The sequence below is a fragment of the Chryseobacterium cupriresistens genome, assembly GCF_046614675.1.
Lineage (GTDB): Bacteria > Bacteroidota > Bacteroidia > Flavobacteriales > Weeksellaceae > Chryseobacterium > Chryseobacterium cupriresistens.
The window spans coordinates 20552-34431 of sequence record NZ_JBKKJT010000002.1 but is presented as its reverse complement, the minus strand read 5'-3'; the positions used below and the strand labels follow the sequence as shown (position 1 = coordinate 34431).

10 protein-coding genes are annotated in these 13880 nt (G+C 37.8%); 6 read left to right on the top strand and 4 right to left on the bottom strand.

The features are described from left to right. Positions 1 to 15 precede the first annotated feature (15 nt). From ACLI50_RS05380 to ACLI50_RS05360, 5 genes are all read left to right on the top strand, one after another. The gene (locus tag ACLI50_RS05380) at positions 16 to 1425 is read left to right on the top strand and encodes a hypothetical protein (protein ID WP_395971839.1); all 1410 of its coding nucleotides are present in this window, start codon (positions 16 to 18) and stop codon (positions 1423 to 1425) included. After that, positions 1425 to 1751 (top strand): nucleotide pyrophosphohydrolase, encoded by a 327-nt coding sequence (locus ACLI50_RS05375; RefSeq protein WP_047385875.1) that lies wholly within the window; start codon positions 1425 to 1427, stop codon positions 1749 to 1751. The genes ACLI50_RS05380 and ACLI50_RS05375 overlap by 1 nt, the downstream gene beginning before the upstream one ends. 69 nt (positions 1752 to 1820) lie before the next feature. Then, complete coding sequence (locus ACLI50_RS05370; protein WP_411413333.1) at positions 1821 to 3041, top strand: 3-phosphoshikimate 1-carboxyvinyltransferase; 1221 nt, start codon at positions 1821 to 1823, stop codon at positions 3039 to 3041. Positions 3042 to 3119: 78 nt separating this feature from the next. Beyond that, positions 3120 to 3800, top strand: a complete 681-nt coding sequence (locus ACLI50_RS05365; protein WP_411413332.1) for a hypothetical protein — start codon at positions 3120 to 3122, stop codon at positions 3798 to 3800. 389 nt (positions 3801 to 4189) lie between these two features. Beyond that, positions 4190 to 5188, top strand: a complete 999-nt coding sequence (locus tag ACLI50_RS05360) for a phosphatidylinositol-specific phospholipase C (RefSeq protein ID WP_411413331.1) — start codon at positions 4190 to 4192, stop codon at positions 5186 to 5188. Positions 5189 to 5407: 219 nt separating this feature from the next. Here the strand turns inward: ACLI50_RS05360 and ACLI50_RS05355 are convergent, their stop codons facing one another. From ACLI50_RS05355 to ACLI50_RS05340, 4 genes are all read right to left on the bottom strand, one after another. Continuing rightward, entirely contained in the window at positions 5408 to 7234 is a 1827-nt protein-coding gene (locus ACLI50_RS05355; RefSeq protein ID WP_411413330.1) for an alkaline phosphatase, read from the bottom strand. Between the two features lie 111 nt (positions 7235 to 7345). Then, positions 7346 to 8854, bottom strand: a complete 1509-nt coding sequence (locus tag ACLI50_RS05350; RefSeq protein WP_330744017.1) for a RagB/SusD family nutrient uptake outer membrane protein — start codon at positions 8852 to 8854, stop codon at positions 7346 to 7348. A 25-nt stretch (positions 8855 to 8879) separates the two neighbouring features. Next, positions 8880 to 11768, bottom strand: a complete 2889-nt coding sequence (locus ACLI50_RS05345) for a SusC/RagA family TonB-linked outer membrane protein (RefSeq protein ID WP_411413329.1) — start codon at positions 11766 to 11768, stop codon at positions 8880 to 8882. A 294-nt stretch (positions 11769 to 12062) separates the two neighbouring features. After that, positions 12063 to 12761, bottom strand: a complete 699-nt coding sequence (locus ACLI50_RS05340; RefSeq protein WP_411413328.1) for a hypothetical protein — start codon at positions 12759 to 12761, stop codon at positions 12063 to 12065. Between the two features lie 252 nt (positions 12762 to 13013). Here ACLI50_RS05340 and ACLI50_RS05335 point away from each other — a divergent pair, with 252 nt between their 5' ends. Then, a complete protein-coding gene (locus ACLI50_RS05335; protein WP_411413327.1) occupies positions 13014 to 13808 on the top strand; it encodes an SDR family oxidoreductase in 795 nt (264 codons plus the stop codon). Positions 13809 to 13880: the final 72 nt, after the last annotated feature.

Below are 13880 nucleotides of genomic sequence, written 5' to 3'. Positions count from 1 at the left end.
TAAACTTTAATTTCAATGAAATTCAAATTATTACTGGCTTTTTCCTTCTGGATGTTACTTGTAGCAGTATCATGTAATAAAGATGACATAACGTTTGACAGCCCTACGCAGGAACTTCGTTTCTCAAGAGATACGGTATTTTGTGATACGGTATACCATCAGGTACGTTCAGAAACTTATGTTGTAAAAGTATATAATAATGAAGATAAGGATATTATGATCCCAAGAGTGAACCTTGAAAAAGGAGCCGCTTCATTATATAGAATCAATGTAGATGGAAAACCGGGATATGATTTTAAGAATGTTCCTTTAAGAAAGAAAGACAGTCTTTATATTTTTGTTGAAATTGCCCCGGAAGCTACAGGACCAGAGGCCATAGCAGAAGACAAAGTTCTTTTTACCGGTCCAACAGGACAACAGCATGTAACTTTATTTTCTGTCGTTCAGGATGCAGAATTTTTTATTCAGACTCCCGGCAACCCGAATGTAATTACCAGTTCCACAACGTGGAATAATGATAAAGCAAAGATCATCTACGGAAATCTTACCATTAATCCTAATATAACATTGGATATCAATCCCGGAACGAAAGTATACTTCCACAAAAACAGCGGAATGAAAGTTTCTTCCGGAGCTTTTTTAAATATCAACGGTACTCAGGCCGATCAGGTGATTCTTCGCGGAGACAGGAATGATCCTTATTATGATACGATTCCTAAAAACTGGAATTCTATTAAAATGGAGGCCAATTCTACCCTTAAGATGAACCATGCAAGACTTTTCGGAGGTACAAGAGGACTGGATATGAAGCAAACCAATGCTACCATTACCAATTCATTTATCCATACTTTCTTTGAATATGGAATTTATGCCGTGGGTTCTACCGTGAATGCCAATAATCTTGTCATGAACAATTGCGGTTTATCATGTATCGGTATTTTCCTTGGTGGAAAACATAGCTATACTCACGCTACGATTGCCAATTACTCCAGGACGATGAGTTCTTTTGACAGAGCAGGAATTTTTGCAGCCAATGAATGGAAAAATGATGCGGGGCAATCACAGCAGGGCGCTTTGCAGCTTCTTGACATCAAAAACAGTATTGTGTATTCTGACAGGGATGATGCTGTTCATTTTGAACAAACCCCAGGGCAGCAGTTTGAATTCTTACTTCAAAATTCATTAATCAAATATACCAGTGCAACAGGATCCGGTTTCACTTTTGACAATAATCCGAATGTGATACAAACGGTCAAGAATGCAGAACCACAGTTTGTCAATTATTTTATGGCTAAAATGAATTTAAGGGTAAAACCTGGTTCTCCGGCTCTTGGAAAAGGAAATGCGGCTGTTGCAGCAACGGTACCTTTTGATATCGTTAATGTTTCCAGAACCACTAACCCAACTTTAGGAGCTTATCAATAATGGAAATTACACAGTTACAGCAGCAGGTAGATGAATGGATCAAAACCATCGGTGTAAGGTATTTTAATGAGCTTACCAATATGGCCATGCTGACAGAAGAAGTGGGTGAAGTAGCAAGGATCATTGCCAGAAGGTACGGTGAGCAAAGCGAAAAAGAAAGTGATAAGACTAAAGATCTTGGGGAAGAACTGGCAGATGTACTTTTTGTTACGTTATGCCTGGCCAACCAAACCGGAGTCAATCTGCAGGATGCTTTCGACAGAAAAATGAAAATAAAAACTGACCGTGATAAAGACCGGCATCAGAACAACGAAAAATTGAAATAAATATAAATGATGAGTTATGAATACTACATCAATTTGTAACTCATTATTTTTTTAGAAATGTAGATCATAATGAAGCTAGAAAAATCAAAATTATCGGGAGATAAAACAGTACAGATCAGCGGTTCGAAGAGTATTTCGAATCGTTTATTGATTCTGGAAAGCCTGTTTAGTAATATAAAAATCGGGAATTTATCCAATTCCCAGGATACTCAGCTGCTGAAAAAAGCATTATCTGAGAACACAGAAACCGTGGACATCCACCATGCAGGAACGGCAATGCGTTTTCTTACTTCTTATTATTCTATTCAGGAAGGAAAGACAACTGTTCTTACAGGTTCCGGAAGAATGAAGGAAAGACCTATCAAAAATCTGGTAAGTGCTTTGAGAGATCTTGGAGTGGAAATTGAATATATGGAGAATGAAGGTTTTCCCCCTTTAAAAATTACAGGAAGAAAAATCACCCAGACTTCGGTAAATGTTCCTGCGAATATCTCAAGCCAGTTTATCACTTCACTGCTACTTATAGCAGGAAAACTTGAGAATGGATTGGTGATTAATCTTGTGGGTGACGTTACTTCAAGATCTTATATTGAAATGACGCTTGATATCCTGACCAGATTTGGTATTCAAAGCAGTTTTGAAGGAAATACCATCAAAGTAGAACCTTTCACTCCTGACAATTCCGCAGTAGTACATTATGAAGTGGAAAGCGACTGGAGCTCGGCTTCTTACTTCTACTCTATCTGTGCATTGGGAAGAAAAACAATCCATCTGAAAAGTTTTTATAAAGAATCCACACAGGGAGATTCTGCCATTGCTGATATCTACGAAAAGTTCTTCGGGATTAAAACTACTTTTTCTGAAGATGAGCATCAACTAACGCTTGAACCTCAACCCGACTTTTCTTTCCCGGAAAAAATCGTCCTGGATATGAACGACTGTCCGGATATTGCACAAACTCTTTGTGTAACAGCCGCCGCTTTAAAAATTCCTTTTGAGATTTCCGGACTGGGGACCTTAAGAGTAAAGGAAACCGACAGGCTTCTGGCTTTATATAATGAGCTTAAAAAGCTGGGTACCGAAACAGAGATCACAGATTTGACGATTAAATCAATCAGTTTTGGAGAGCCACAAAGCCATATTTCTATTAAGACCTATCAGGATCACAGAATGGCCATGAGTCTTGCACCATTTTGTCTGATCGGCGAGCTCAATATTGAAGATGAAGATGTAGTGGAAAAGTCTTATCCAATGTTCTGGAAAGATCTTGAAAGTATACTGACTCATTAATTTAACAATATAAAAATGTGGTAATTTGAAAAATGATTTTTATTTCGGATTACCACATTTTTAATAATACTGATAATCATGAAATCTGTCATTCACTTTTTGATATTCTTATCTGTGACGAACTTATCTGCTCAGAAGCTGAAAAATTTTTCGGTTCCGAAAGGTTATACTCAGATTGCAGAAGCCAAAGGCGATCTTGACAAAGATGGAAAAGATGAAACTATCCTGGTATTTAATACGAATATAAAAGCATCATACAAGCAGAACCCGGAAGGTATAAGTGACTATAAAAGGGTTTTCTATATTCTGAAAAAGGAAAACAGTAGTCTGAAAGTATGGAAAGAAAATTCTGACATCATTTTTTCAAGCGGATTCGGATTTTATCCTTCCGATAATACTCTTTCAATCAATATAAAAAATAACTGTCTTGTTATCGAACAGCTGTTTTTTACCAATTCAAGGCATACCCAGAAATATAAACATACCTTCAGATTTCAGAACGGAGATTTTTATCTGATAGGTTTGTACGATCATTTTGAAGATACCTGTGATTTCAGTTTCACCAATGAAATCAATTTTTCTACAGGCCAAGTAATTGTTGACAGAGAATATTCATCCTGTGATGATGAAACCAAACTACCCGAAAACTCGCATAAAGAATTTACTCATAAATTCCCGGCTCTTATTAAAATGAATGATTTCTTTATCGGAGACCACAAGTTCAAAATCCCCGGGTTGAAGGAGGATTTTGTGTTTTAAGAGAGGAGATTGAAGCTGGACGCTATAGGTTACTCTTTGACGGTGAACTTCAATATTCATTTATTATGATTTTTTATAGCTACATTTCTTTAACGCAAAGTAAAATTAATTCTAATGTTATAGTAAAGTGAGCTAAGAGGCCGACATACGTCGGTCATGAAGCTTTCTTTTATACCTCCGCTTAGAAAGAATCAATTTTATTGATTTCATCTTTGCTTCCTCTACATTTCCGGAATTAAAAATAATCTTTGCGTTAAGAAAATCAAACTTCCATCATCCATCCTCCAGCTACTTGACTTTAAACCAACTTAATTATCTCTTAAAGTTAAATTAACTCCTAATGCTTTGATATATTCTTATTTTTAAGCTACTTTAAAAATAGAAAAACTATGTTCAAACAAAGCATGAAACGTATGACAGCTATCACTCTTGGAGTGGTTACTGCATCCATCTTTTTTTCCTGTGCAAACGACAGTATCCTGGAAAGGGATTCCAACGAAAACAATGTCGCTTCTTTAACAAAAACAGCTGGCAGAGCTTCATTACTGCCTGTTTCTCTGAATAGCTGGATGGCCGGTCTTCAGGATAATATTTCTATTTCAAAAATATCAATTCCCGGTACTCATGATTCCGGAGCACGTATAGATGCCCCTCTTGTATCAGGTACGGCTAAAACCCAGGACCTCAGCATTGCAGAACAGCTGAATGCCGGTGTACGTTTTCTGGATATCCGCTGCAGACATATTGACAATGCTTTCACTATTCATCATGGTGCAATTTATCAGAATATGAATTTTGATGATGTACTGAATGCCTGTTATACGTTCCTTCAGAACAATCCGTCAGAAACCATTATCATGTCTGTTAAAGAAGAATATGATGCTTCCAACACCACCAGAACTTTTGAGCAGACTTTTGATTCTTATGTTCAGAAAAATCCGTCTAAATGGGATCTTGGAGCTAATATTCCCACGCTGGGTGCTGTAAGAGGAAAGATCAAGTTATTAAGAAGATTCTCTTCAGGAACAACTAAGGGAATCAACGCTTCACCATGGGCTGACAATACTACTTTTGACATCAATAACTCAGGCGTACAGCTGAAAGTTCAGGATTATTACAAGGTAACCAACAATGATGATAAGTGGAATGCAATCTCCAGCCTGCTTAACGAAGCTAAAACTGATACGAATGGCAAACTTTTCTTGAATTTCACCAGCGGTTATAAACCAGGAATCTTCGGGATCCCAAGCATTCCTACCGTATCCAATAATATCAATCCAAGACTTAAAACATTCTTCCAGACCAATACTAAGGGAACATTCGGAATAATGCCTATTGATTTTGTGAATGCTGAGCTTTCTCAATTGATCGTTAACACCAATTTCTAAATTATTATTTGTTAGATTTATTCAAAGGCTGTCTCTTTGTTAAGGCAGCCTTTTTGTTCTGCTTTTATCTCTCGCAGATTTCACAGATAACGCCGATTATCCACAAATATCTGCTTAATCTGTGAAATCCGCGGGAGCTTTAAATTAATTCATAAAAAAAGACTGTTTCAAAAACGAAACAGTCTCTCTTTGTAAAAGTAAAAAAGTGTAAATCAAAAGCTACTTCTGAATTCCGTAAGCTGCCAGTATTTTGTTGAAGATCTCAGTATTTTCAAACAGTCCTGTAAACTCTTTTGAATTCGGCCCGTACGCAAAAACACTTGAAGGAATAGAAGTATGATCATTCGTACTGAAATTTCCGAATACCCAGCCCTCTTTCAGACTGCCATCCAAAAGTGTTAAACCTCCGGTTTCATGGTCTCCCACTACAATCACTAAGGTTTCTTTATTTTCGTCAGCAAATTTCATAGCTTTCCCTACAATATGGTCGAAATCCAGTAATTCTGTCACCAGCTGTTCTATATTATTGCTATGTCCTCCTCCATCAGTCTGCGACGCTTCAATCATCATAAAGAACCCTTTTTTATTGTTCTTTAAATCATTTAAAGTAAGATCAAAAGCATCTGCAAGCCAGTTTCCTCTTCCATTACTGATTCTTTGTGAGGCCAGAGGATCAATAACCAGCGTACGGTTATTGATTTTCGTTACTGATTTCAAATCCTGATAGAGATCTATTCCGGCATCTTTAAATTTCTGTATATTTTCCTGAGACAAGCCACTTGTAGGGCCACCGATCAGGATTTTAGTTTTTGAAGCTGCAAAATCTTTCAGAATAGGTGCCGAACTGTTTCTGTTATCCGAATGAGCGTAGAAATCAGCTGGCGTTGCATCTGTAACATCTCCGGTGGAAATCAGGCCTGAAACCATTCCTTTTTCAGCAATGATATCAGGGATCTGTGCCAGTGCTTTTCCCATGTTGTCAACTCCGACAAAAGTGTTTTTGGTTTTCACTCCTGTTGCGAACGCTGTAGAACCCGGTGCTGAATCTGTAATGTAGGCATTGGATGAATTGGTCTTGGAAAGCCCTGTGGATTTCATATTGAAAACATTCAGTTTCCCTTTATTAGCTGTAAAGGCAGCATAATATTGCGGCAAAGAAGTTCCGTCAGGAATAAGCAGGATGACATTCTTTACTTTTTTCTCCACTCCGTCTGATTGATACGTTGGAGTATAGGTGCTGTATTCTTTTGTATTTTTATAAAAGTTTTTCGGAATGGTGTTCATGAATTTTTTAAGATCCGGAATATGATCGGTATTGATATAATCTACTCCCAAATCCATCAGATTTACCCATGCATTCGGAAAATCCGGAGCTCCGTAAAAACGAACAGGTTTTTGCTTCACATGAGCTTTGTCAACCACACTTTTAATTTTTGCGGTTTCTTCATCCCTTGGAATTCCTTTCCCGTTCCATTTTACCAATCCCGGAAGATCTTCACTGAACATTCCGATTCTTTTCAACTGATCTGCAGAATAATTTTGGTCAATATCTCCATCAAAGTAAAGATAGTTGGGATAGTTCTTAAAATCTGCAGGCTGAGGTCTTCCTCCGGTAATCACAATTTTAATTCCGGAGTTTCCGGTAATCTCCGGGTATTTTTCCAGTGTACTCACTAAAGCTGCCAGTGAAGTTTTATAATCCTGCTTAATATCAATCAGCAACTGAAGTTTCTTACCAGCATCAGGATAGATATTTCCTTTGTTCAGCTTAATCTGTTTTGAAATATTATCGAGATAAAGACTTTCCAGTGTTCTGTCCGGAGAAAGTTCTTTTTCAGTATGAGCAACCCAAAGCTGGCCTTTTACCGGAAAAACATCTGCTTCTATAGAACCGAAATTGGCATAATATGCCTGCCAGAAAGGGATGTCCTGCATATAATCATTATGCGAATGCGCATTCCCTACATTATACTTTAAATAATTCTGTGCCTGATTTTCAGAAAAAACAGCCAGGGCCAGTACAGCCCATATTTTTGATAGTTTCATTTGTTTAACGTTATAATTTTACAGACCAGATGGAAGGCCTGCCTTTGAAAAAACTATATCATCACAGAAAGTTCTGCAATGATATAGCGGCTTGTAGATAAAGATTAAATTTTACCAGCCTTCATTTTGTTTAATGATCCCATGACTGTTTACGATTTCAGCCTGTGGAACTGCCCAAACATTATGTACAGCCGGATTAAAGTTTCTTGCGGCCCAGACTACCTGTCCGTTGATACCATGCAGAGGCTTAGCATAAGCAGCCTGCGCATCTCCCCAACGTACAAGGTCTCTGTGTCTGTCTGCCCATTCACCCGCCAGCTCGCAACGTCTTTCATGTTTAAGATCAGCCATTGTACATCCGTTTTTAGCAGATAAACCTGCACGTGCTCTGATCATATTGATCTCCTGATCAGCAGATTTTCCCTGCATCAGTAAAGCTTCTGCTTTGATCAGGATCACCTCAGCGTAACGCATGATCGGAACAGCAAGGTCTGTACACGGATAATCTCCGTTGGCGCTTACGTGACCACTTTTCAGCTCATATTTGAAGGCATCCATATATTTATTAAACTGATATCCGGTAAGGGAATTGGTAGAAGCGTATGTTCTTTCTTTTCCGTTAAAGGTAAACTTGTCTCCTATTTTAAGAATGGTAGCACTTCTTCTAAGGTCTCCGGTTTCGTATTCATCAAATAACTCTTTTGTTGGCTGAAAATATCCCCATCCGTTATATTCTCCCCATCCTTTGTTTTCAAGCATTACCCCAGGAAGAATACTTCCCCAGGCAGTAAACTTTGTAGTTCCGGGAACAGACCAGATGTATTCTGAACTGTAGTTATTTTCAGCTTTAAAAACATCTGCAAAATTACCTAATAAGGCTCTGTTTCCTTTGGTCATTACTTCATTAGCCCAGAATTCTGCATTCTTCCAGTCTTTCATAAACAGATATACTTTTGCTAACAATGCCCAGGCTGCCGCTTTATGAGGTCTTCCGTAATCCTTTGCAGGAAGTTCTGCCTGTGCAGGTAATAATTCGGCAGCTCTTTTCAGGTCGTTCACAATGTAAGTATAGTTTTCCATTACGTTGGCTGCTCTTGGAATCGGGTTAGGATCAGGATCTTTTGAACGGTCGATGATAGGAACACCTGCTTTTTCATTTCCATAAGAATAGGCAAGCTCAAAATACATTCTGCTGCTCATGAACAGAGCTTCTCCCAGATATTTATTTTTTGTTGCCTGGGAGGTTTGAATATTATCAACGTTACGGATCACACGGTTCGCAACTCCAATCACATTATATCTTTTGTTCCATTGAGTTTCAAGATCACCTGCCGCGATATAATTGCTGCTGAAGTTTTTGGCGTTATCCGCCTCACTTTTTGCTCTTCCGGTTACCATATCATCACTGGCATTGATAAACCAGAACAAACCTCTTCCGTAAAATTCACCATCGAATAAAGGCTTGTACATGGCGTTTGCCCCGGTAATAAGGTCGTTCTCTGTTTTCCAGAAGCTGGCTTCAGTAGGGGTTCCTTCAGGTTGAACATCCAGTTCGCCTGTACATGACAAAAGCATTACGGATATTCCTGATACTAACAATATTTTATTGAAAAATTTCATTTTTTTACTTTTTGTTGGTTAAAAATTATAATCCGATCTCTACTCCGAAGATGAATGAGCGTGCCTGAGGATATCTTCCGGTATCAACTCCGTAAGAGTTCATTCCTACTTCAGGATCAAATCCTGTATACTTCGTTATGGTAAACAGGTTGTTGGTGGTTACATACACTCTCACTTTGTTTACATCCAGTTTATGGTACAATTCTTTTGGCAAGGAATACCCGATGGTAAGGTTTTTCAGCCTTAAGTAAGATCCGTCTTCTACATAGAAATCTGATACTTTTGAGTAATTTCCACTCGGATCGCCGTGTACCAGTCTTGGGATATCGGTATTCGTATTCTGAGGCGTCCATGCATTCAGGATATCTCTGTCCATATTATAATTCTGTCCCGTTCCGCCCGGGTTCAAAGAAATAAACTTCATTCCGTTGAAAATTTTATTTCCGTAAACGCCCTGGAAGAATAAATTCAGATCAAAGTTTTTCCAGGTCATGTTGTATGAAAAGCCATAGGAGAACTTAGGGTATGGACTTCCAAGATTAACAAAGTCATTATTATTAAGCACTCCGGTATTTCCTTCTTTTTTCAGGAATTTGATATCTCCCGGCTTGGCATTGGGCTGGATAAGATTTCCGTTGGCATCTTTATAATTGTTGATTTCTTCCTGAGTCTGGAAAATTCCTCCGGTCTTATAACCATAGAAAGAATACAAAGGATCGCCTACTTTCACACGGGTTGGCTTTAATACACCTCTTACTCCGTTATCATTGATAAAGATCTCATCCACATTGGCAAGCTGCTTCACCGTATTTTTTAGTTGACTCATCGTAGCTCCTATTGAGAACGTGAAATCACCTGAAACTACTTTGTTATAATTAATTCCCAATTCGTATCCTTTATCCTGGAATAATCCCGCATTCACATACTGATTATTATACGTTGCCGTACTTGGTAAGCTTACATTGAAGATCTGATCTTTGGAATTTTTCACGAAATAATCAAACTGTAAGGAAAGGCTGTTGTGAAGGAATGAAGCATCTACTCCAAAGTTGGTCTGCTCAGATTTCCCCCATTTCAGATCGGGATTCGGACGTGTGGTTGCATAATACGCAATGTTCTGAGAAGGATCCTGACCGAAAATGACATTATTATCTCTGGTCATCAATGGATTCACAGCCTGTGGTGAAATTCCTCCAAGATTCCCCAGAATACCATAGCTTCCTCTCAGTTTCAGACTTGAAAGCCATGAAATCTCCTTCATAAAGTTTTCTTTCGAAACCACCCATGCACCGGAAACCGCATAGTAATTGGCAAATCTGTTTTGTTTTGCTACCAGTGAAGAGCCATCACGTCTTCCCAATAAACTTACAATATACTTCCCGGCATAGTCGTAGTTTACCCTCGCCAGATAAGAAACCAAAGATTGCTTGAATCTGTAACTGGAAACATCTTTATTGGTATCCGCAGCATTCTGAAGGTGCTGGAAAACCTCAGCTTCACTTCTGAAATCATATGATTTTGCCACAAAACCCTCATCAATTGTTTTCTGGAAAGTAAAACCTCCAAGGAAATCGAAATTATGCTGTCCTGCTGAGATTTTATACGTTAACAATTGTTCTGCAAGCGCTGTTGAAGAATTATTGGATTGGTATTCCAGATTATTGGTATCAAAAATTTTCCCAATCTCAAGGACTCTGTATGTAAAGTTTTTTACATCCCCCAGCTTAAAAGTCTGTGAGAAATTGGAACGGAATTTTAAATCTTTCGCCAGTGTAATTTCAGCATAAGGGTTGATTAAAATTTCGTGGGTAGGATTTCTGATGCTGATTCTTTTAAGATAAGCAACAGGATTGATCATATCTCCGTAACCACCTGCCACATCAATCGGCAGTCCTGAAAAAGCACCACTTGGTGTATATACCGGAACATTGGGCGGATAGTACATAGCCGCCACCAAAGCACCTGTATAACCACTTTTGGTATCGGCTGTATTGCCGTCAGAGTAATTATAGTACATATTTTCTCCGATCGTCAGCCAGTCTTTTACTTTATGTTCAGAATTGACTCTGAAATTGTATCGTTTTGCCTGAGTATTCAGTAAAATCCCCTCAAGGCTTCTGTGGTTCATGCCTACAAAATATCTGGATTTCTCACTTCCTCCACTAAGATTAATATTGTATTCCTGAATAGTTCCTGTTCTGAAAATTTCTTTCATCCAGTCTGTTCTGGTAATTCTTCCGTCCGGATATTGATTAGGATTAAAAGCAGTTGGCAGACTTCCCAGTTTCCCCGCATTTTCATAGGCTTTGTACATCACATCCTGAAATTCTGCCGCATTCAGGGATTCTTTCAGCCTCCATGCCTGGTTTACGCCGTACTTAACATCAAAATCTACTGTTAGATTTCCTTTCTTCCCTTTTTTAGTGGTAATAAGAATAACCCCTCCGGAAGATCTTGCTCCATAAATGGCCGCAGATGCATCTTTAAGTACAGAAATATCCTGAATATCATTCGGATTGATAGAGGGTGTTCCATTGAAAACCACTCCATCCACAACATAAAGAGGAGTTTCTCCATTGATTCCTCCCAGACCACGAATATTGACCTTCGGTGCTCCGTTAGGATCTCCACCTTCGTTCACTACAGTTACTCCGGGAGCTTTCCCCTGAAGAACTTCTCCTACTCCGGATAAAGATCTGGAGGTTAGCTTATCCAACGAAGCCTCCGAAACGGCTCCGGAAACTTTACTTTTTTTCTGTGTTCCGTAGCCGACAACAACAATCTCGTCGATGGATTTTTCTTTTAAGCTGTCTTTTTTCTGAGCGAGGAACATCGGTGAAGCCGATATTGCACCAATAAGTAATACCCTTCCCGTTAAATAAGTTACGGATACAGGGATTTTAAATACATTCATGATCTCCTTTTTGATTAGGTGCAAAATTAGATCAGTCTGCTTCCATGCCTCATTAAGGTTTTCTTATGTTTTTATTAAGAAATTTTAGATTTTTTCAGGTACCATCTACCACAAAACAAAATTAAACACCTGTTTTTCAGAAACATATGTAATTAAAAGTAATCATTCCTCCGATGATGAATAATGAATTAATATTAAGTTTGTCTTAAATTTATTCCATGATAGGAATAAAAAAAACGCAATTCAGCGGTTCGAACGAAAAATATTTTAAGAATCTAATTCTTAAAACACAAACTATACTTCTTTTTCTGTATAAAAATTAACTGTTTTTTTCACAAGATTTAACTTAACAATTCCACTTCGTATTCCCATAAAAATATTTTCCTCATCGAATACCACTACAGAGTTTGGATACAGTCCCCCCCAAAACTGTTTCCTGAAAAGGAGTGTCGCTTTTTGATCCACTACTTTATAAAAGCCATGAAAAGAAGCAATGTAAATACTGTCATTGAATATAGTTAAAGTTTCTAATGAATCCCCAAAGGATTCGACTCTATTATAAGTGAAAGCTGAATCTTTTTTTAATTCATACAAACTTCCCCATATACCTGAGCCTTCTGTGAAATAGATCTTATTCTGAAATCTGAAAATATCAACAATGTTTCCAAATTTTATTTCAATTTTTTCTCTATCTTCTTTAGGCTGGAAGTATAGTGCTCCCCCAAATTCTCCTTTATTTTCTCCAATCAATGTTCCATCTTCAATTTCTAATTCAGAATCTTTTTTGTAATAGCTCGTTTTTTCCACAATCAATCTACCATTGTCTTTTTTGACAGCATAACAGTCTTTAGAATGAATAAGAACGAACCATTCCGGAGATTCTACTTTTGGAATAGAATGTTCAGTGAAATTCTCCGGAATTTTAATTTCTTGTCCTGTACAATAAAAGCTAAAATTGAGTATGAATAATATTAGCAGTTCTTTTTTCATCATTAATTTAAAACGTAATTAATTACTAAATTTTACCGGAGTTAAAATATAATAACTTTTCCAACACTGATGGATTATTTCTAAATATTTTAAATCAGTTAGAGAATACATCCAACTTTACAGCTTTGTTCCTATCAAAGTTCATTTTTCTTTTTTTACATTTGCTGAAAATAGATTTACTTTTGAACACAGACCATTAAAAACGTCTCACTGGTATCAGAAGAAAATAAAAACATTAAAAATCATACGAATTCAATGACCATCATTATAACAGGAACCTCATCAGGAATCGGGTTTGCATTGGCAGAATATTTTGGTAAAAAAGGACATCAAGTATACGGATTAAGCCGAAAACATACAGAAAGCCAATACTTCAAATCGATCCCAACTGATGTGACAGACAATACTGCAGTTCAAAATGCTGTAGCTGAGGTTTTAAAAACAGAAACCAAAATTGATGTTCTGATCAACAATGCCGGAATGGGAATGGTAGGAGCCGTGGAAGATTCTACGAAAGAAGATATTCTGAAGCTTTTCAGCCTGAATCTTGCCGGACCTGTACAGATGATGAGTGCCGTACTCCCGAATATGCGTGAGCACAAATTTGGAAAAATTATCAATGTTTCCAGTATCGGAAGTGAAATGGGTCTGCCTTTCCGCGGATTTTATTCGGCTTCTAAATCGGCTCTGGATAAAGTAACGGAAGCGATGAGATATGAAGTTTACCCATGGAATATTGATGTATGCTCTCTGCATCTGGGAGATATTAAAACCAATATTGCAGACAACAGAGTCATTGCACAGGTCTCCCAGCCTTATAAAAATGTTTTTGACAAAGTATATGCGCTGATGAATTCTCACGTGAATGACGGAACAGAGCCTTCGGAAGTCGCAGAATACATTGAAAAACTTTTAGCAAAAAATAAATGGAAAGCGCATTATTATTTTGGTAAATTCGGACAGAAAATCGGGGTTCCTTTGAAATGGATTCTTCCGCAGGGAACTTATGAGAATTTGATGAAGAAGTATAATAAACTGGATAAAAATTAGTTGATTGATAAGGCGCATTGTCATTCTGAACACTGACTGAAAGTCTGCGAACGTAGTTCAGAAATGCAGTGA